The following is a 19,609-nucleotide window of genomic DNA, read 5'->3' as shown; positions in this document are numbered from 1 at the left end:
TTTCGGTAAGGGCGACACGCCGCACGTGAACCTCGTTCGGTCAGCCTTCGGTGGACGGGAGGGAGCTGGCCGTCACCAGCGTGCGGATCGAGCCGAGCGCGACCGACAGCGTCGCCAGGTCGAAGCTGTCGCTCTCCCAGATCTCGCTGAGGGTCTGCTGGGCGCGCTGCACCGCGGTCTTGTTCTTCTCCGCCCAGTGCGCCATCCGCGCCTCCGGGTCCCCGCCCGGCTCGCTCGTCACCAGCACGTCGCGGGTCAGCGCGGCGTGCGCGGCGTACAGGTCGTCGCGGAGCGCGGAACGGGCCATGGACCGCCACCGGTCGTCGCGCGGCAGCGCCACCACCCGGTCGCGCAGCCGGGCCAGCTGCAGCCGGTCAGCCAGGTCGAAGTAGACCTCGGCGACCTCCTCCACCGGACGGCCCGACTCGTGCGCGATGCCGACCAGGTCGAACGTCGAGTACGCGGTGACCAGCATCGCGCACTGCTCGGCCAGCTCGTCCGGCACGCCCCGCTCGGCGAACCCGTCCCGGCGCTGCTCGAACGCCTGCAGGTCCAGGCCGACGAGCAGCTTCGGCAGCTGCGAGGTGAGCGTGGTCGCCCCGGCCGCGAAGAAGTCGATCGTCTCCCGGATGTCGAACGGGGGCCGCCGGTTGTGCAGCAGCCAGCGGGCGCCGCGCTCGGTGAGCTTGCGCGCCTCCAGCAGCATCGCGATCTGCGTCGACTCGGCGACCTGGTGCGACAGCCGCTCCACCGACCGCCAGAACCGCGGCATCTGGAACACCTCGCGGGCGACCAGGTAGGCGCGGGCGATGTCCGACGACGACGCCCCCGTCTCCTCGTTCATCCGGAACACGAACGTGGTGCCGCTGTTGTTGACCAGGTCGTTCACCACCGTGGTGGTGATGATCTCGCGGCGCAGCGGGTGCCGGTCCATGTAGGGCTGGAACCGCTCGCGCAGCGGCGTCGGGAAGTAGTCGACCAGCCACGACTCCAGGTAGGGGTCGTCGGGCAGGTCCGAGGCGACGATCTCGTGGTCCAGGGTCAGCTTGGAGTAGGCGAGCAGCACCGAGAACTCGGGGCTGGTCAGCCCGAGCCCGGACTGCCGCCGCTCCGCGATGGCCTTGTCGTCCGGCAGGAACTCCAGGCGCCGCTTCAGCCGCCCGTCGCGCTCCAGCTTGCGCATGTACCGGGCGTGGACGTGCAGCATCGAGGGCGCCTGCGCGCGGGACGCGGCGAGCACCACGTTCTGCGCGTAGTTGTCGGGCAGCACCAGCCGCGCGACCTCGTCGGTCATCTCGTACAGCAGGGTGTCGCGCTGCTTGCGGGTCAGCTCGCCGTCCCGCACGACCTGGTCGAGCAGGATCTTGATGTTGACCTCGTGGTCGGAGGTGTCGACGCCGGCGGAGTTGTCGATGAAGTCGGTGTTCACCAGGCCGCCGGTGCGCGCGTACTCGATCCGGCCGAGCTGGGTCATGCCGAGGTTGCCGCCCTCGCCGACGACCTTGCAGCGCAGCTCCTCGCCGTTCACCCGCAGCAGGTCGTTGGCCTTGTCGCCGACGTCGGCGTTGTTCTCCGAAGCCGCCTTGACGTAGGTGCCGATGCCGCCGTTCCACAGCAGGTCGACCGGCGCCTTCAGCGCCGCGTTGATCAGCTCGTGCGGCGCCATCGCCTTCACCGCGTCGTCGATGCCGAGCGCCGCCCGCACCTGCGGGGTGAGCCGGATCGACTTGGCGCTGCGGGCGTACACGCCGCCGCCCTTGGAGATCAGCGAGGTGTCGTAGTCGGCCCAGCTGCTGCGCGGCAGCTCGAACATCCGGCGCCGCTCGGCGAACGAGACCGCCGGGTCCGGGTCGGGGTCGAGGAAGACGTGCCGGTGGTCGAACGCGCAGACCAGCTTGATGTGCTCCGACAGCAGCATCCCGTTGCCGAACACGTCGCCGGACATGTCGCCGATGCCGACGACGGTGAAGTCCTCCCGCTGGACGTCCTTGCCGAGCGACCGGAAGTGGTACTTCACCGACTCCCACGCGCCGCGCGCGGTGATGCCCATCGCCTTGTGGTCGTAGCCGACGGACCCGCCGGACGCGAACGCGTCGCCGAGCCAGAACCCGTACTCGGCGGCGACGCCGTTGGCGATGTCGGAGAACGTCGCGGTGCCCTTGTCGGCCGCGACCACCAGGTAGGTGTCGTCGCCGTCGTGGCGGACCACGTTCGGCGGCGGGACGACCTTGCCGTCCACCAGGTTGTCGGTGACGTCGAGGAGCCCGGAGATGAAGTCCTTGTAGCAGGCGATGCCGGCCTGCAGCCACGCCTCCCGGTCGACGGACGGGTCGGGCAGCTGCTTGCCGACGAACCCGCCCTTCGCGCCCGCCGGGACGATGACGGTGTTCTTCACCGCCTGCGCCTTGACCAGGCCGAGGATCTCGGTGCGGAAGTCCTCGCGGCGGTCCGACCAGCGCAGCCCGCCGCGCGCGACGGACCCGAACCGCAGGTGCACGCCCTCCACCTTCGGCGAGTACACGAAGACCTCGTAGGTGGGGCGCGGCTGCGGCAGGTCCGGGATGCCCTCCGGGTCGAACTTCATCGACAGGTAGGGCTTGCCCTGGTAGTGGTTCGTCCGCAGCGTCGCCTGGACGAGCGCCAGGTAGGCGCGCAGGATGCGGTCCTCGTCGAGGCTCGCGACCTCGTCGAGCATCCCGTGGAGCTCCTCGATGATGGCGAGGCTGCGCTCCCCCTCGCCGCCGGCCAGCGCCGGGTCGAGGCGGCTCTCCCACAGCCGCACCAGCAGCCGGGTGATCGCGGCGTTCCGCAGCAGCACCTGCTCGATGTACCGCTTGGAGAACGTCGTCCCGGTCTGCCGCAGGTACAGGGCGTAGGCGCGCAGGATCATCGCCTGCCACCAGTTCAGCCCGACGTGCAGGACGAGCGCGTTGAACCCGTCGTTCTCGATCCGGCCCTGCCACAGCGCGGTGAACGCGTCCTGGAACAGGCCCTTGATGGCCTCCTCCGGGACGTCCCCGGGCGGCGCGTACCGCAGGCCCAGGTCGTAGACCCAGTACCGCTGCCCGTCGGAGGTGTTGACCTCGTACGGGCGCTCGTCGACGACCTCCACGCCCATGTTCTGCAGCAGCGGCAGCACCCGCGACAGCGAGATCGGCTCGCCCCGCCGGTAGATCTTCAGCCGCCGCTCGCCGGGCTCGGCGCTGAACGGCTCGTACAGGTTGATGGAGGTGTCGTCCTCGTCGGTGAGGTCGTCGAGGAAGCGCAGGTCGGCGACCGCGGTGCGGGCCGGGAAGTCGGCCTTGTAGCCGTCGGGGAACGCGTCGCCGTACCGGCGGGCGAGCGTCCCGGACCCTTCCTCGCCGCACTGCTCCACGATGGCGTCGGCGAGGTCGTCCTCCCACGAGCGGGTCGCGGCGGCGAGCCGGTCCTCCAGCCCTTCGACGTCCACGTCCGGCAGCGGGCGGCCCCGCTCGCCGCGCACCACCACGTGCAGGCGGGCCAGCAGCGACTCGGTCACGTTCGCGCTGTAGTCGACGCTGACGCCCTCGAACGCCCGGCGCAGGATCTCCTGGATGCGCAGCCGGATCTTGGTGGTGTAGCGGTCCCGCGGCAGGTACACCATGCAGGACATGAACCGGCCGTACAGGTCCTTGCGCAGGAACAGCTTCAGCTGGCGGCGCTCGCGCAGCCGCAGCACGCCCAGCGAGATCCCCAGCAGGTCGTCCACGGAGATCTGGAACAGCTCGTCGCGCGGGTAGCTCTCCAGGATCTCGATGAGGTCCTGGCCGTCGTAGCTGTCGGAGGTGAACCCGGCGCGCTCCAGAACCTCGTCGAGCTTGCGCTTCAGGACGGGGACGTGCGCGATCGACTCGCTGTAGGCGACGTGCGTGAACAACCCGAGGAAGCGGCGCTCGCCGACGACCTCGCCGCTCTCGTCGAACTTCTTGACGCCGATGTAGTCCAGGTACAAGGAGCGGTGAACGGTGGAGCGCGAGTTCGCCTTCGTCAGGACCAGCAGCCGCTTCTCGGTGGCCTTCTCGCGGACCTCGGGCGGCAGCGCGGCGAAGCTGTCGGACTCCCGCTTGTCGTTGCGCAGGATGCCGAGGCCGGTGCCGGGCTCGGGGCGCAGGCCGAGCCGGCTGTGGTCCCCGGCGGCGGCCGTGGTCCGCCCGTCGTCGACGAGCGTGTAGTCACGGTAGCCGAGGAAGGTGAAGTGCCCGTCGGCGAGCCATTCCAGCAGTTCGACGCCCTCGGCGAGCTCCTTGTCCGGCAGCGGCGGCGACGCCTCCCGGATCGACGCGGCGATCTCCACCGCCCGCGCCCGCATCTTCGGCTCGTCCTCGACCGCGACCCGCACGTCGTTCAGGACGCGGGCCAGGTCCTTCTCCAACCGGTCCAGCAAAGCGCGGTCGCTGGTACGGTCCACTTCGATGTGGATCCAGGACTCGTCGATGTCGGACGGGCTGTCGTGCTTGCCGCGGAACGCCCGCAGGTGCCCCGCGACGTCGCGGTCCACCCCCAGCAGCGGGTGCACGATCAGGTGGGTGGCCAACTGGTGCCGGGTCAGCTCCATCGTCACGGAGTCGACCAGGAACGGCATGTCGTCGGTGACGACCTGCACGACCGTGTGGCCGGGGTCCCAGCCGTACTCCTCGATCGTCGGCGTGAACACCCGCACCTTGGCGCGGCCCTGCGGCCGCTCCTCACCGAGCGCCCGGTGCGCCATCGCGGGCCCGCAGATGTCGGCCGGATCCCGGGCGAGGAGATCCTCCGAGGCCACGTGACGGTAGTAGAGCCGAAGGTAGGCGGTGGACTCCTCGACGTCCCCCGCCGAACGCGCCCCCGGCCGCTGGGCGCACGTCTCCGCCGCCCTCCGGAGCAGATCGTCCTTCGCCTGATCGAGCCTGCCGCCCATCACCAACAACACTCTCCTTGAGACACTTCGCCACCTCGTTGTGGCGCTGCTCACTTGCGCCAGTAAACCAGGGAAATCCCCCAAAGCCGACCTGCCAGTCCGCGAGGTCAGCGTGGCTTTGCCCACCTTGCCAGGCCGCGCGGTGCCCCCGCCCGAAGATCGCCGAAGTAGGTGCCGGGCGGTGGGCGGCGGGCGCGCGACGGTGGCCGGCCGGCCCTTCGGACGCCGGTCACGGCAGCGGAACGGGGCGCCGTGCGCCGTTTCCGGCGCCGGGCTTCCTGCTCGTCGACCGCCGGAGCGTGCGGTGCCGGTCCCGGGCGGGCGGTACGGCGGGTCGCCCGGGCCCCATCCCCGGGGTACGTGCGGGCCGACCGGCGCCGATTCCGGGCGGACGGGTCAGCCGAGGCCCATCCAGGGGTGGCGGGGTCAGCCGAAACAGGTGGACGGGGCGGCCGGGACCCGTCCGGGGTGGACCGGGGCGACTGCGGCCCGTCTTGGGGTGTGCGAGGCGACTGCGGCCCGTCTTGGGGTGTGCGAGGCGACCGCAGCCCGTCCGGGGGCGGACGGGGCGACCGCCGCCCATCCGGGGGCGGACGGGCGACCTGACGGTCAGCCGGTCCCGGTGCCTGTGCCGGTTCCGGTGCCTGCGGCAGGGCTTCCGGGCGGGTTGTCCGTGGGCGTGCCCGGGTCGGTCGGACCGGTGGTGGGGCTCGTCGTCGGGTCGGGGCTGTGCGTGGTGTGCGTCGGCGTCGGGTCGTCGGGGGTGGTCGGCGTCGACGTGGGCGTGTCGGTCGGCAGTGGGCTCTCGGGCGCCGAGCCGGTCGTCGTCGGCGACGGGCTGTAGGAGGTGTCGGGAGCCTGCCGGGTCGGCGCCTGCCTCGACGGCACCGTCATGCTGGGGACGTCGCCGGACGGCTGCGGCTGGTGGCTCGGGTCTCCGACCTTCTCCCCCGCCTTGCCCTTGTGGTCGGGGCCGAGCACGAGCACGGCGGACACGACGACGATCGCGACGAACAGCGCGGCGGCGCCGGCGAGCACGGCCGAGCGGCTCGACCCGGCGAGCGAGCGGCGCATCGCCGCGACGGCGCCGCCCGCGCCTCCGGCGGCTGCCGCGCGGTCGCGCGGGTGGGTGTCGGCGGCGTTCTCGGCCGCCCATTCCGCGGGCGTCGGCAGCCGCGCGGGGGCGGTGCCGGACGGGTCCCCGCCGGGGACGTCGTGGGCGGCCGGGTCCGCCTCGGCGAAGGCCGCGGGCTCGTATTCGGCGGGCTCGCCGGCGGCGTCGCCGGGGAGATCGGACCCGTACTCGTCGGCGGCGAGCTCCGCGGCGAGCACCGAACCGGCCGCGAGCATCGCGGTCTCGTCGGTGTTGCCGATCGGGGCGGCCTCGACGGGCGCCTCCTCGTGCCCGAGCAGCCGCATCAGCACCTGGCGGGCGGCGGGGCGCAGCGCCGGGTCCTTCTGCAGGCAGTCGGCGACCAGGTCGCGCAGCGGCCCGCTCATGTCGCCGAGGTCCGGCTCCTCGTGCAGGATCCGGTTGATGACGGCGGGGATCGTGTCCTGCCCGAACGGCGGCTCGCCGGTCGCCGCGAACACCAGCGTCGCCGCCCAGCAGAACACGTCCGCCGGGGTGCCGACCTCGTCGCCGCTGATCTGCTCCGGCGCCATGTACGAGGGCGTGCCGATGACCCGGCTGGTCAGCGTGGTGCCGCCGCTGATCGCGCGGGCCACGCCGAAGTCGATGACGCGCGGGCCGTCCGGGCCGATCAGCACGTTGTGCGGCTTGAAGTCGCGGTGGATGATCTTCGCCTGGTGGATCGCGGACAGCGCGGTCGCGGTGCCCACCGCGAGCCGGTCCAGCGCCGCGCCGCGCACCGGCCCGTCCTGCGTGACCTGCTGGTTCAGCGACGGGCCCGGGACGTACTCGCTGACGATGTAGGGCCGGTCGCCGTCGACGTCGGCGTCCAGCACCTGCGCGGTGCAGAACGGCGCGACCTGCTTGGCCACCTCGAGCTCGCGCAGGAAGCGCGCGCGGGCCTTGTCGTCGGAGGTCAGCTCGGAGTGCAGCAGCTTGATCGCGACCTCGCGGCCGTCCTCGTCGGCGCCGAGGAACACCGCGCCCTGCCCGCCCTCGCCCACCCGGCCGACCAGGGCGTAGCGACCCAGCCGCTCCGGGTCTCCGGACCGCAGCGCCCCAACCTCCATGCGTGGAACCGTCCCTCTCTCGTCGACGGGCCAACGGACCACGGGTCGAATTCTCGCAGACCAGCGCTCCGACAGTGGGACGCGCGAGGTCGTTGGGAAGTTCACCCGGCCATGTGGCCTTACGGCGCGATCCGACCCGCCGCCCCGAACGGACGCATTTGGGCCGAGCGACCACCTTAGTGCCCCTTGCGCCCCGCGCGACACCGTGAGAACACGTGTCGCGCAGGGGCTTGCGGGCACCGCGGACGGCCGCGGACGGACGCCGGCGCTACGGCGTGAAGTGGGTGAGGACCTCGGGGTTGGCCATGGCGCCGCGGTTGGCGGCCTCGTCCACCGGCGTGCCCTGGAGGATCTTGCGGACGGGGACCTCCAGCTTCTTGCCCGACAGGGTCCGCGGGATGCCGGGGACGGCGGTGATCTCGTCCGGGACGTGCCGCGGCGACAGCGCCGAGCGGATCTCGCGCTTGAGCCGGCCCGCGAGGTCGTCGGTGAGGGACGCGCCCTCGGCGAGCTGCACGTACAGCAGCAGCCTGCCCTCCTGCCCGAGCCGCCCGGTGTCGATGACGAGGCTGTCGGTGACCTCGTCGAACGCCTCGACGACCCGGTAGAAGTCCGACGTCCCCATGCGGACGCCGCCGCGGTTGAGGGTCGAGTCGGACCGCCCGTAGATGACGCAGCCGCCGTCCGGCAGGACCTTGATCCAGTCGCCGTGCCGCCACACGCCCGGGTACATGTCGAAGTAGGACTCGCGGTAGCGGTCGCCGCTGTCGTCGTTCCAGAAGAACACCGGCATGGACGGCATCGGCTCGGTGATGACCAGCTCGCCGACCTCGTCCACGACCGGCTTGCCGTCGTCCCCGTACGCCTCGACCTTCGCGCCCAGGCACCGGCACTGGATGACGCCCGCGCCCAGCGGCAGCAGCGGCGACGGCCCGACGAACGCGGTGCACAGGTCGGTGCCGCCGGACATGGACCCGAGGAGGAGGTCCTTGCCGACCTCCTCGTACACCCACGCGAACCCTTCGGGCGGCAGCGGCGAACCGGTGGAACCGATGCCGCGCAGCGCCGACAGGTCGAACTCGCGTCCGGGGTGGCGTCCGTCCTTGGCGGACGCGGTGATGTAGGGCGCGCCCACGCCCATGTAGGTGACCCCGTTGTCCGCGGCGAGCTTCCACAGGTCGAGCGGTGCGCCGTCGTACATGACGATGGTGGAGCCCACCAGCAGGCCGCCGATGAGGTAGTTCCACATCATCCAGCCGGTCGTGGTGAACCAGAAGAACACATCGCCCTGGCCGACGTCCTGGTGGAAGGACAGGGCCTTGAGGTGCTCCAGGACGACCCCGCCGTGCCCGTGCACGATCGGCTTGGGCAGGCCCGTCGTGCCGGACGAGTACACCACCCACAGCGGATGGTCGAAGGGGACGTCCTCGAACTCCATGGCGTCGTGGTCGGTGCGCGGAAGGTCGCCGTAGTGCATGCCCACGCGCAGGCCGTCGGGCGTGGCGGCCGGGTCCAGGTACGGGATCAGCACCGTCGCGGCCAGCGTCGGCAGCGCCGCCTCGATCTCGGCGACGACCTCGCGCCGGTCGAACGTCTTGCCGTTGTAGGCGTAGCCGTCCACCGCGATCAGGACCTTCGGCTCGATCTGCGCGAACCGGTCGATCACCGAGGACGACCCGAAGTCCGGCGAGCACGACGACCACACGGCGCCCAGCGAGGCGGTGGCCAGGAAGCAGATCAGCGCCTCCGGGATGTTCGGGATGTACGCGACCACCCGGTCGCCCTTCCCGACACCCAGGTCGGCGAGCCCCGCCCGCACCTCCGCGACGTGCAGGAACAGCTCGCGGTAGGTCAGCACCCGGTGCCCGCCGGCCTCCGACCGGAACACGACGGCCGTCTCGTCCGGCGTGTCCTCGGCGCGGCGCAGCGCGTTCGCGGCGTAGTTCAGGGTGGCGCCGGGGAACCAGCGCAGGCCGTCCACCGGCATGGGGCCGCCCTCGCGGACCGGGCCGTCGCCGCGCTCGCCGACCACGTCGAAGTACGACCAGATCGCGTCCCAGAAGTCGTCGACCTCGGTCACCGACCAGCGCCACAGGTCGTCGTAGGACTCCGCGCGCACACCCCGGTCCCACAGCCAGTGGATGAAGCGGGTCACCCGCGCGTTCGCGACGACCTCCTCCGACGGCCGCCACAGCGCCGCTCCCTCGGAGACCTCGTGATCACGCGACATCGCTCTCCCTCCCCGCCGCGCCCTCGGTGCGCGACCCTCCCAATATCGGCCTCGCCGCCCGGCCCGCGCAACTTCCGCCGGCATGCGCGCGCTGCCCCGGACGGCCGCGTCCCATCGCAGGTCACAGCCGTGCGGCGGGCAATCCACGGCGGCCACACAACGAGGCGTCAGGCCATCCTCATGCCCCACACAGCGGGGTTTTCCACAGAACGCGGTTCCACTTCCGGTGCCCGGACACGGCGCCGAGACTGGAACCCGTCCACGGAAGGAGCGACGAATGACCAAGACCCGATCATGCGGCGCGGTGGCGACGCGCCCCACGAGAACACCGTCACGTGCCGGGTGCGCCCGTGCGGGCGGCGAGGTCAGATGCGGATCAGCTCCGCCACGGCGCTCACCACGGCATCGGTGTCGGCCAAGGTCGCGAGCACCTGGTCGGCACCGGCGGAGCGCAGCTCGGCCTCGGTGGCGCTTCCGGTGGCGACGGCGATGATCGGCGACCCGGCGATGCGGGCGGCCTGCACGTCGCGCGGCGAATCGGCGATGTACACGGTGGCCGACTCGGGGTACCGGGCGCCGTGCCGCTCGCCCGCGCGGCTGCGGGCGAGCTCCAGCAGCGCGGCCTTGCTGTAGACGCCGTCCTCGTAGCCCCCGGCGCCGAGGTCGAGACGGTCGGCGAGGCCGAGCTCGGTCACCTTCAGCACGGCGTTCGGACGCACCGACCCGGTCAGCACGGACTGCACGACCCCGGGCACGTGCGCCAGGGCCTCGACGGCCTCCCGGGCCCCGGCCAGCACCCGGCCGTGCGCCCGCAGATCGGCACGGCGGTTCGCGAACGCCTCGGTGAGCGCGGCGACGAAGGAGGGCAGATGGTCGTCGGTGGTGACGACGTCGTTGAACGCCAGCGTCTCGAAGATGATCTCCGATTCGGTCCGGCCCGGAGTCGGCGCGAGCCGCACGAGGGGCCGCCCGACGGTCCGCTGGAACGCCTCCGCGTAGGCGTCCCGGGTGACCCGCCCGACGTCGACCAGGGTGTGATCGATGTTCCACAGCACCAGACGGTTCAGCGTCGACATCCCGTTCCCATGCGCGGCTCGAAAGGCATCGGCGGGCGCCGTCCCGGCACCGGCCCGCCCCGCCGTAATGCGAGGCGGACTAATCGTCGGCCCTCCCGCCCCCGACCGCAACCGCACCCACCCCGGTCCCGGTTTCGTCGTTCGGTGACGCGGTGCGGGTGCGGGACGGGATCAGGTAGGTCAGGGCCAGGCCGGTCAGGCTCAGCACGGCCCCGGCCAGCCCGTTCCAGCGCAGCGCGCCCCCGGCCACGAGGAGCCCGCCGAGGGCGGAGCCGACGGCGGCGCCGAGGTTGAACGCGCCGACGTTGACGGAGACCGCCAGGGTCGGTGCCGTCCCGGCGTGGCGCAGGATCAGACCTTGCAAGGGGGCGATGGTGGCGGTGGCGAGCAGGCCCAAGGCGAGAACGGCGAGAACGGCGGTGGGCCGCGAGGCGGCGGCGAACGGCATGGCCGCCAGCACGCCGGTCAGGCCGCCGAACACGCCGCGCACGGTCGCGGTCATGGATCTGTCGGTCAGCTTGCCGGCGGCCAGGTTGCCCAGGAAGCTGCCGGCGCCGTAGGCGAGCAGCAGGGCGGAGACGGCGGCCGACGAGAAACCGGTGATGCGGGTGAGCAGGGGCGCGATGAAGGTGAACACGACGGAGACACCAGAGAAGCCGACCGCGGTGATGGCGGTGGCCAGCAGCACCGGTTTGCGGGTCACGACGCGCAGTTCGTCACGCAGGCTCATGGCCGGCGCCTCCCGCCTGGGAAGCACCAGGGCCAGCGACGCGACGGAGGCCAGCGTGAGCGCGGTGAGCACCGCGAACGGGGCGCGCCATCCGGCGGCGTGTCCCAGCAGCGACCCCAGGGGAACCCCGAGCAAGGTGGCCACGGTGAAGCCGGAGGCCACGGTGGCGATCGCCGAGCCGGTCCTGTGCTCGGGCACCACGCTGGTAGCCATCACCAGGGCCAGCGCCAGGAACGCGGCGTGGCTGAGCGAGGAGACCACCCGTCCGGCCAGCAGCAGCGCGAACGTCGGGGCCAGGGCGCTGAGCGCGCTGCCAGCGGCGAACAGCAGCATCAGGCCGATCGCCAGTCCCTTGCGGGGCAGCCGTGCGGTCGCCATGGTCACCAGGGGCCCGCCGATCACCACCCCGAGCGCGTAGGCGGTCACCGCCTGCCCGGCGGTGCCCTGGGAGACCCGGAGGCCCGCGCCGATCTCGGGCAGCATGCCCGCGACCAGGTACTCCGACGTACCGACGACGAAGACGCTCGCGCACAAGGCCGCGAGCGAGACGAAGCTTCTGCCCATGCCCGGCACGCTAGAGTTTCACATCGATGTGAGAGTCAAGCGGCGCCGGCCGTCGGCAAGGCACCGGTGAGGAGGGCCACATGCGGATCGGTGAACTGTCCCGCAGGACCGGCGTGCACGAACGGCTGCTGCGCTACTACGAGGAGCAGCGGCTCCTTCACCCCGCGCGGCGCCCCAGCGGCTACCGCGAATACAGCGAGGCCGACGTGGACACCGTGCGCCGCATCCGCAGCCTGCTCGCCGCCGGCCTGAACACCGCCACCATCGCCACGATCCTCCCCTGCCTGCGCGAGGAGGACGAACGCCTCGTGCCGACCTGCCCCGACCTCGTCGCCGACCTGTACAGGGAACGCGAGCGGATCACCAAGGCCATCACCGACCTTCAGGTCTCCCGGTCCTCGCTCGACGCCGTCATCGCCGCCGCACCCGCCGACATCGCCGAGCGCGCGATCGGCCGAGCAACGGCGACCGCCTCGCCACGGTAACCGCCACCACCTGCCCGGGCGGCGCTGACGGTGCCGCCGGACATCCGGCCACTCACCACTGACGGTGGGGTCGCACATCCGACCTCTCAGCGCTGACGGTGAGGCCGCACATCCGACCTCTCAGCGCTGACGGTGGGGCTGCACATCCGGCCACTCACCGCCGGCACATCAAGCGCGCCCCACACCTCCGGCGCGGTCCGGTGGTGGGTGTCTTGTGGCTCGGGTGCCGGGTCAGGGGCCCATGTGGGGGTAGCGGTAGTCGGTGGGCGGGACGAAGGTCTCCTTGATGGCGCGGACGTTCGTCCAGCGGGTCAGGTTGAACACCGATCCGGCCTTGTCGTTGGTGCCGGAGGCGCGGGCGCCGCCGAACGGCTGCTGGCCGACCACGGCGCCGGTCGGCTTGTCGTTGATGTAGAAGTTGCCGGCCGCGAAGCGGAGGGTCTCGGTCGCGGCGGCGATGGCCGCGCGGTCCTGAGCGACGATCGCACCGGTCAGCCCGTACTCGGAGACGCTCTCCAGCTGCGTCAGGACGGAGTCGTAGTCGTGGTCCTCGTAGACGTGGACGCCGAGGATCGGCCCGAAGTACTCGGTGGTGAAGATCTCGTCGGTCGGGTCCGACGACTCCAGCACCGTGGGCCGGACGAAGTAGCCCACCGAGTCGTCCAGCTCGCCGCCGACGAGCATCCGCATGGTGTCGATGCCGCGCGCCCGTTCGATGGCGCGCCGGTGCTTGGCGAAGGCGCGGTCGTCGATCACGGCGCCCATGAAGGCCGAGAGGTCGTCCGCCACGTTGCCCATGGTGAGGCCCTCGACCTCGGCGCAGAAGTCGTCGCGCATGCCGTCCCAGATGGACCGGGGGATGTAGGCGCGGGACGCGGCGGAGCACTTCTGGCCCTGGTACTCGAACGCGCCCCGCACCAGCACGGTCTTCAGCACGTCCGGATCGGCGGACGGGTGCGCCACCACGAAGTCCTTGCCGCCGGTCTCGCCCACGATCCGCGGGTATCCGCGGTACCGGGCGATGTTCTCCCCGATCGTCCGCCACAGCGCCTGGAAGGTCGGCGGCGAACCGGTGAAGTGCAGGCCCGCGAGGTCAGGGCTGGCCAGGGCGACGTTCGAGACGGCCTGCCCGTCCCCGGTGACGAGGTTGATGACGCCGGGCGGCAGACCGGCGGCCTCCAGGAGCCGCATCGTGTGGTGCGCGGCGAGCTGCTGCGTCGGGGACGGCTTCCACACGACGACGTTGCCCATCAGCGCGGGCGAGGTCGGCAGGTTCCCGGCGATCGCGCTGAAGTTGAACGGGGTGATGGCGAGGACGAACCCCTCCAGCGGCCGGTACTCCATCCGGTTCCACACGCCCGGCGAGGAGTTCGGCTGCGTCTCGCGGATCCGCCGCGCGTACGCGACGTTGAACCGCAGGAAGTCGATCAGCTCGCACGCCGAGTCGATCTCCGCCTGCTGGACGGACTTGGACTGGCCGAGGATCGTCGCCGCGTTCAGCGTGGACCGCCACGGCCCGGACAGCAGTTCGGCGGCCCGCAGGAAGATCGCGGCCCGGTCGTCGGGCGCCATGGCCCGCCATCCGGGCGCCGCCTCCCGCGCCGCCGCGATGGCCTCGGCGACGTCGGCGTCGACAGCGTTGCCCATGCGCCCGAGGACGTGCCGGTGGTTGTGCGGCTCGACCACGTTGATGGGGGCGCCGGCGCCCATCCGGCGCTCCCCGCCGATCGTCATCGTCAGCTCGGTCTCCGCGCCGCCGAGCTCCTTGATCTTCGCTTCCAGGGCCGCCCGCTCGGCGCTGCCCGGCGCGTACCCCTTGACCGGCTCGTTCACCGGTACCGGAACGTTGGTGACGGCGTCCATCTGGTCGCTCCCCGCATGTCCGACGGCCGTGTCGACATGCCGAGCCCTACCCAGCCCCCTCCCGCGAATACCTGCCGCTCCCCGCCAACACCTTGAGGGGCTGCTCGCTCTCCTCCACGTTGCCGATCCATCCGCCGTGAGGCGCGCGGCCGAACTCGCTGGAGGGACGGTGACGGGCCGGGCCCTGCGATGGACGCGGGCGGGTCAGAGGAGGTGCTGGAGTTCTTGGGTGGCGTACCAGAGGAGGTCGTGGCCTTCGGCGCCGTCGACGGTGAAGAGGGCGTCCTCGTCGCCGGCGTCGGCGGCGGGGAGGGCCTCGACGGCGGCGGTCACGTCGGGGACGGCGGCGGGGTCGTCGACGTGGCCGGAGGCCAGGCGCTTCCACGGGACGGGCGCGGTGATCTCGACGAGCGAGCGGTCGTCGCCGTCGAGGGACGCGTCGCCACGGGCCGACGAAACCGACTGGTCCGGGATCTCGGCGGCGAGGACGACGCGGCGGCGCGGCGCGGACGGGTCGGCGGCGAGCAGGCGCAGCGAGGCGCGGGCCGCCGCGGTCAGCGCCGCGTACTCCAGTTCCTCGAGGTCGCCGCCCGCGTACCACTCGCGCAGCGCGGGCGTCACGGCGTGCGCGGCGAGGGGCGCGGGGCCGGCCTCGCGCGCGGCGTGGGCGGCGGCGAGGAGCGGAAGCGTGGACGGAAGGTAGACGCGCATGACGGTTCGTCAGTCTGTCATGCGAGGAGGCCCAGTTCGCGCAGTTCGGCGATCGTGGCGTCGGCGGATGTGTGGTGGATGCCGTGGATGCCGAGCGATTCGGCGGCCCGGATGTTGTGCTCGATGTCGTCGATGAAGACGCATTCGGCGGCGTCCAGGCCGAGCAGGCCGAGCGCGTGCCGGAAGATCCGCTCGTCCGGCTTGCGCATGCCGACCTCGCAGGAGATGACGACGGCGTCGAAGAGGTCGGCGAACAGGTCGCGGGGGTAGTCGTTGCCCCAGGAGTTGGAGAGGAGGGCGGTGCGAGCGCCGGCGGAGCGGGCCGCGCGGAGCGCCTCGTACATCGGCTCGACCGGCGAGAACGCGCCGAACATGCGGGAGATGAGGCCCGCGGCGGCGACGGGGCCGCCGTCGACGGTGAGCAGTTCGGCGGCGAGGAGGCGCTCGAACTCCTCGGGGGCGAGCGAGCCGTCCTCCAGGCCGTGGATGGGGTTGGTCCCGGCGCCGTCGTAGGCCTGCGCCACCCAGGCGCGCATGACCGTGCGGTACCGGTCGGCGTCGATGCGGTCGGCGGCCAGCCAGGCGCCGACGGCGTCGTTCAGCGGGGAGGTGAGGACGCCGCCCCAGTCGGTGATCACGGCTTTGACCGTCTTGTCGGGCACGGGCCGATGGTAAGCGATCCCGCCCGCATTGACCGAATCTCGTTCTGCCAGACTGGCGCGCATGGACTTCGCACTCAGCCCGAAAGCGCTGGACTACCAGCAGAGACTCCAGGAGTTCATGGACGAGCACGTGTACCCGGCGGAGCCGGTGTACACGGCCTGGCGCGCGGAGAACGACCCGCACGCGCTGCCGCCGGTCGTCCAGGAACTGAAGGCGGAGGCGCGCGAGCGCGGCCTGTGGAACCTGTTCCTGCCGGACGTGTCCGGGCTGTCCAACCTGGAGTACGCCACGCTTGCGGAGCTGACGGGCCGCTCCCCCGACCTGGCTCCGGAGGCGGTCAACTGCGCCGCGCCGGACACCGGGAACATGGAGGTCCTGCACATGTTCGGGACCCCGGAGCAGAAGGAGCGGTGGCTGAGGCCGCTGCTGGACGGGGAGATCCGCAGCGCGTTCGCGATGACGGAGCCGGAGGTCGCCTCCTCCGACGCCACCAACATCACGACCTCGATCGTCCGGGACGGCGACGAGTACGTGATCAACGGCCGCAAGTGGTTCATCACCGGCGCGGCCGACGAGCGCTGCAAGATCTTCATCGTGATGGGCAAGACGGACCCGGACGGGCCCGCGCACCGGCAGCAGTCGCAGGTGCTGGTGCCCCGCGACACGCCGGGCGTGACCGTCGTCCGGCACCTGCCGGTGTTCGGCTACCAGGACCAGCACGGCCATTCGGAGATCCTGTTCGAGGACGTCCGGGTGCCGGTGTCGAACCTGCTCGCCGAGGAGGGCGACGGGTTCATGATCGCCCAGGCGCGGCTCGGGCCGGGGCGGATCCACCACTGCATGCGCGCGCTCGGGATGGCGGAGCGGGCGCTGGAGCTGATGTGCCGCCGGGCCGTGGACCGCGTCGCGTTCGGCGGACCGCTCGCGAAGCAGGGCGTGGTGCGCCAGCAGATCGCCGAGTCGCGGATGGCGATCGAGCAGGCGCGGCTGCTCACCCTGAAGACGGCGTGGCTGATCGACGAGCACGGCGCCAAGGGCGCCCGGTCGGAGATCGCGGCGATCAAGGTGGTCGTGCCGCGGATCACCCACGAGGTGCTCGACCGGGCGATCCAGATCCACGGCGGCGCCGGGGTGTCCGATGACACGCCGCTGGCCGCGATGTACGCCTGGGTGCGGGCGATGCGGATCTTCGACGGCCCGGACGAGGTCCACGTCCGCACGGTCGCCCGCCAGGAGCTCCGCCGGTACGAGCAGCACTGACCCCGCTCGCACACGCACGCACGGCGACGCCGATCCCGCCGCGCCAGGCCTGATATCGCCACGCCCAGTCCGCCGCGCCAGGCCCGGTCCCGCCGCGCCAGGCCCGGTATCGCCGCGCCAGGCCTGGTATCGCCGTGTCGGCCCGGTGCTGCTCGCCGCGGTCGGGGTGGCGTGGTCATGCGATCGGTGCGGGGACGATCGCATGACCACGGACCCTTCGCGGGCCGGCGGGGGCCGCCGCCGGCTCGGAACGGGCGAGGCTCGTCTCGGCGCGCCTCGGCCGCCGCGCGAGTGCGCCGCCCGCCGCCCCGTCAGGCGGACCTGAGGCGTTGCAGGGCCTCCCGGACGCCGCCGTCGGTCTCCTCCAGGACCACCGTGGCGCGCGCGGCCGGGACCTCGCCGAGCAGCGAGACCAGCGCGACGCGGGTGTTGCCGCCCGCCTCGTTCAGCGCGTTCTCGCAGGTCCGCGCGTCCATCCCGGTGGCCTCGGTGAGGATGCGCACCAGCCGGGCGCGCAGCTTGGAGTTCAGCGCGTTCACGCTGACCATCAGGTTCGAGTAGGTGCGGCCCATCCTGATCATCAGGGTGGTGGAGAAGGAGTTGAGCACGAGCTTGGTCGCGGTGCCCGCCTTCATCCGGGTGGAACCGCTGATCACCTCGGGCCCGGTGGCCAGGCCGATGTGCACCTCCACTTCCTCGCCGTAGGGCGTGTGCGGGTTGCAGCTGATCAGTGCCGTGCGCGCGCCGGCCGCGGTGGCGGCGCGCAGCGCGCCGATCACGTAGGGGGTGCGGCCGCTGGCGGCGATGCCGATGGCGATGTCGCCGGCGCACACCTCGCGGGCGTCCCGCATGCCGAGCTCGATGTCGTCCTCGACGTCGGAGATCGCCTGGGACAGGGCGCCGGGGCCGCCGGCGTGGTGCGCGACGACCCGGCCCCAGATGCCGAACGTGGGGGGCAGCTCGGCGGCGTCGATGACCGCGAGCCGGCCGGACGTGCCGGCGCCGAAGTAGTGCACGCGGCCGCCCGCGCGCAGCGAGTCGACCGCGAGGTCGACCAGCCGGGCGACCTCGGGCAGGACGCCCGCCACCACCATCGGGACGGTGGCGTCCTCCGTGTTGATCAGGTGCAGCACCTCCAGGGTCGGCAGCGTGTCGACGTCGAGGGTGCGGGGGTTCCGGCCCTCGGTGGGGAGCTCGCAATCGATCACCGACGCCTCCGGTCGGGTCGCACGGTCCGGCCGCGGACCGCCTCGAACGTGGCTTCCAGGGCCTTGCGGGTAGGCCCGTAGGTGCGCTGCGCCACTCCGACGAAGACGCAGTCGACCACCGTGAGCTGCGCCAGCCGGCTGGCGGTGGCGCCGGAGCGGAAGGTCGTCTCCCGCGCCGCTGTCGTGAGGATCAGATCGGCCATCTCCGCGATGGGGGACTTCGGGAAGTTGGTCAGCGCCACGGTCGTGGCGCCGTTGCTCTTGGCGACCTCCAGGGCGTCGATGGTCTCGACGGTCGCGCCGGTGTGCGAGATGCCGATCGCCACGCTGGTGGGACCCAGCACCGCGGCGCTGGTGAGCATGATGTGCGCGTCGGCCCAGGCCGAGCAGACGCGTCCGATACGGTGCAGCTTCTGCTGGAAGTCCATCGCGACGAACGCGCTGGCGCCGACCCCGTAGACGTCGACCCGGTCGGCGGCGACGAGAGCGTCGACGACCTGTTCGAGCATCTTGATGTCCAGCTGGGCGGCGGTCTCCTCGACGGCGCGGGCATCGGCGAAGGTCACCTTCTCCACGATCTGCTCGAGCGAGTCGTCGGGACTGATGTCGCTGCCGATGACCCGTCCGCCGCTGGCGCTCTGGGCCCGTCCCGCCTCGGTGGCGAGGGTCAGTCGGAGCTCTGGATAACCATGGAACCCGATCGCGCGGCAGAACCTGATGACGGTGGTCTCGGAGGTGCCACAGGTCTGGGCGAGTTCGGTGATGGTGGAGTTGGCGACCCCTTCGGGGTCGTCGATGACGCGTTGAGCGACTCGTCGCTCGGCGGGGGGCAGCGAGGGCAGCAGCGAGCGGACCCGCACCACGGTGCTCAGCGGCGTCGCGTCCTTGCGCGCCGGCTCGTCCCGTGCCGCTCCGGGCTCCCCCGCGCTCCCCGGCTCGGGGCCGATGGGTTTCCTCATGGAAGAAAGTTTCTTACTGCCAGGATGTCACGTCAACGGTAGAAAAGGCTACGGTCGCCCTGTGTTGACCCATTTGGCCGGTCCTTACGTGGTCGGCATAGACGCGGGTGGCACGAAGACCCGCTGTGTCGTGCTGACGCTCGGGGGCGCCCTGGCCGGTTCCGGCACCGGTCCCGGGGCCAACCCCAACTCCGGGGGCGACACCGCAGGGGCGCTCACCACCGCCCTGCGGGAGGCGCTCGGAGACCTCGACCGTACCCACATCCTCACCGGCGTGTTCGGAATCGCCGGAGCCGGTTCGGCCGGCCGGCCCGCGGCCGTGACCGCGGCGCGCCGGGCCTGGCAGGCCGTCGGGCTGCGCGGCTCGCCCGCCGTGGTGACCGACATCGCCGTGGCCTTCGCCGCGGGCACCAGCGAGCCCAAGGGCATCGTGGTGTTCTCCGGCACGGGCGCCGGCGCCGCGGTCATCAACGACGGCGCGATCGTGCAGCGCGCCGACGGCTACGGCTGGCTGGTGGGGGACGAGGGTTCGGCTGTGTGGCTCGGCAAGGAGGCGGTCCGGGCGGCGCTGGCCGCCTACGACGGCCGCGGCTCGCCGACGCTGCTGACCGATTCGGTCCCGCGGGCGCTGCTGGGCCCCACCGTGGTCGCGGAGATCGACTCCGCCCGGCGAAGACCCCGGCACCGGACGCTGGCGATGGCGGGCGCGGTCCCGCCGGCGTCCGGGGCGGGCGCGCCGG

13 protein-coding genes are annotated in these 19,609 nt (G+C 72.2%); 3 read left to right on the top strand and 10 right to left on the bottom strand.

Features of this window, described 5'->3' with window-relative positions:
* Positions 1–40: 40 nt before the first annotated feature.
* The 5 genes from ABZ914_RS15260 to ABZ914_RS15240 all read right to left on the bottom strand — a co-directional run bounded on the left by ABZ914_RS15260 (position 41) and on the right by ABZ914_RS15240 (position 11,720).
* Positions 41–4,918 carry an NAD-glutamate dehydrogenase gene (locus tag ABZ914_RS15260; RefSeq protein ID WP_500193538.1) on the bottom strand — a complete coding sequence of 1,626 codons (4,878 nt, stop codon included), beginning with the start codon at positions 4,916–4,918 and terminating at the stop codon, positions 41–43.
* 609 nt (positions 4,919–5,527) lie between these two features.
* A complete protein-coding gene (locus ABZ914_RS15255; protein WP_500193537.1) occupies positions 5,528–7,120 on the bottom strand; it encodes a serine/threonine-protein kinase in 1,593 nt (530 codons plus the stop codon).
* A gap of 268 nt (positions 7,121–7,388) precedes the next feature.
* Positions 7,389–9,350 (bottom strand): acetoacetate--CoA ligase, encoded by a 1,962-nt coding sequence (locus ABZ914_RS15250; RefSeq protein ID WP_190863040.1) that lies wholly within the window; start codon positions 9,348–9,350, stop codon positions 7,389–7,391.
* Positions 9,351–9,715: 365 nt separating this feature from the next.
* Positions 9,716–10,426: an HAD family hydrolase gene (locus tag ABZ914_RS15245; RefSeq protein ID WP_500193536.1), complete on the bottom strand. Its 711-nt coding sequence runs from the start codon at positions 10,424–10,426 to the stop codon at positions 9,716–9,718.
* A gap of 79 nt (positions 10,427–10,505) precedes the next feature.
* Positions 10,506–11,720, bottom strand: coding sequence for an MFS transporter (locus tag ABZ914_RS15240; RefSeq protein WP_500193535.1), 1,215 nt, complete (start codon positions 11,718–11,720; stop codon positions 10,506–10,508).
* An 80-nt stretch (positions 11,721–11,800) separates the two neighbouring features.
* On the opposite strand from ABZ914_RS15240, the gene ABZ914_RS15235 reads away from it, so the two are divergent.
* On the top strand, positions 11,801–12,205 hold the full coding sequence (locus ABZ914_RS15235) for a MerR family transcriptional regulator (RefSeq protein ID WP_500193534.1): 405 nt from the start codon (positions 11,801–11,803) through the stop codon (positions 12,203–12,205).
* 231 nt (positions 12,206–12,436) lie between these two features.
* Here the strand turns inward: ABZ914_RS15235 and pruA are convergent, their stop codons facing one another.
* The 3 genes from pruA to ABZ914_RS15220 all read right to left on the bottom strand — a co-directional run bounded on the left by pruA (position 12,437) and on the right by ABZ914_RS15220 (position 15,441).
* Positions 12,437–14,068, bottom strand: coding sequence for an L-glutamate gamma-semialdehyde dehydrogenase (gene pruA, locus ABZ914_RS15230; RefSeq protein WP_500193532.1), 1,632 nt, complete (start codon positions 14,066–14,068; stop codon positions 12,437–12,439).
* 204 nt (positions 14,069–14,272) lie between these two features.
* Positions 14,273–14,779: a DUF6912 family protein gene (locus ABZ914_RS15225; RefSeq protein ID WP_433240336.1), complete on the bottom strand. Its 507-nt coding sequence runs from the start codon at positions 14,777–14,779 to the stop codon at positions 14,273–14,275.
* A 17-nt stretch (positions 14,780–14,796) separates the two neighbouring features.
* Positions 14,797–15,441, bottom strand: a complete 645-nt coding sequence (locus ABZ914_RS15220; RefSeq protein ID WP_500193531.1) for an HAD family hydrolase — start codon at positions 15,439–15,441, stop codon at positions 14,797–14,799.
* A gap of 61 nt (positions 15,442–15,502) precedes the next feature.
* Here ABZ914_RS15220 and ABZ914_RS15215 point away from each other — a divergent pair, with 61 nt between their 5' ends.
* Positions 15,503–16,702, top strand: coding sequence for an acyl-CoA dehydrogenase family protein (locus tag ABZ914_RS15215; protein WP_500193530.1), 1,200 nt, complete (start codon positions 15,503–15,505; stop codon positions 16,700–16,702).
* Positions 16,703–17,013: 311 nt separating this feature from the next.
* On the opposite strand, the gene ABZ914_RS15210 is transcribed toward ABZ914_RS15215, so the two are convergent.
* Together ABZ914_RS15210 and ABZ914_RS15205 are read right to left on the bottom strand one after the other, a co-directional pair.
* Complete coding sequence (locus ABZ914_RS15210) at positions 17,014–17,910, bottom strand: N-acetylmuramic acid 6-phosphate etherase (protein WP_500193529.1); 897 nt, start codon at positions 17,908–17,910, stop codon at positions 17,014–17,016.
* Positions 17,907–18,869 carry a MurR/RpiR family transcriptional regulator gene (locus ABZ914_RS15205; RefSeq protein WP_241756112.1) on the bottom strand — a complete coding sequence of 321 codons (963 nt, stop codon included), beginning with the start codon at positions 18,867–18,869 and terminating at the stop codon, positions 17,907–17,909. The genes ABZ914_RS15210 and ABZ914_RS15205 overlap by 4 nt, the downstream gene beginning before the upstream one ends.
* A gap of 130 nt (positions 18,870–18,999) precedes the next feature.
* Here ABZ914_RS15205 and ABZ914_RS15200 point away from each other — a divergent pair.
* On the top strand, positions 19,000–19,609 hold a 610-nt coding region (locus ABZ914_RS15200), incomplete at its 3' end, for a BadF/BadG/BcrA/BcrD ATPase family protein (protein WP_500193528.1).

Source organism: Spirillospora sp. NPDC046719, assembly GCF_040645715.1.
Taxonomy (GTDB): Bacteria; Actinomycetota; Actinomycetes; order Streptosporangiales; family Streptosporangiaceae; genus Spirillospora.
This window is presented reverse-complemented; position numbering and strand designations above follow the sequence as displayed.

Excerpts from the sequence above, each read along its gene's own strand:
- ABZ914_RS15260 (WP_500193538.1), bottom strand. The coding sequence starts at position 4,918 with ATGGGCGGCAGGCTCGATCAGGCGAAGGACGATCTGCTCCGGAGGGCG.
- ABZ914_RS15255 (WP_500193537.1), bottom strand. The coding sequence starts at position 7,120 with ATGGAGGTTGGGGCGCTGCGGTCCGGAGACCCGGAGCGGCTGGGTCGC.
- ABZ914_RS15250 (WP_190863040.1), bottom strand. The coding sequence starts at position 9,350 with ATGTCGCGTGATCACGAGGTCTCCGAGGGAGCGGCGCTGTGGCGGCCG.
- ABZ914_RS15245 (WP_500193536.1), bottom strand. The coding sequence starts at position 10,426 with ATGTCGACGCTGAACCGTCTGGTGCTGTGGAACATCGATCACACCCTG.
- ABZ914_RS15240 (WP_500193535.1), bottom strand. The coding sequence starts at position 11,720 with ATGGGCAGAAGCTTCGTCTCGCTCGCGGCCTTGTGCGCGAGCGTCTTC.
- ABZ914_RS15235 (WP_500193534.1), top strand. The coding sequence starts at position 11,801 with ATGCGGATCGGTGAACTGTCCCGCAGGACCGGCGTGCACGAACGGCTG.
- pruA (WP_500193532.1), bottom strand. The coding sequence starts at position 14,068 with ATGGACGCCGTCACCAACGTTCCGGTACCGGTGAACGAGCCGGTCAAG.
- ABZ914_RS15225 (WP_433240336.1), bottom strand. The coding sequence starts at position 14,779 with ATGCGCGTCTACCTTCCGTCCACGCTTCCGCTCCTCGCCGCCGCCCAC.
- ABZ914_RS15215 (WP_500193530.1), top strand. The coding sequence starts at position 15,503 with ATGGACTTCGCACTCAGCCCGAAAGCGCTGGACTACCAGCAGAGACTC.
- ABZ914_RS15205 (WP_241756112.1), bottom strand. The coding sequence starts at position 18,869 with ATGAGGAAACCCATCGGCCCCGAGCCGGGGAGCGCGGGGGAGCCCGGA.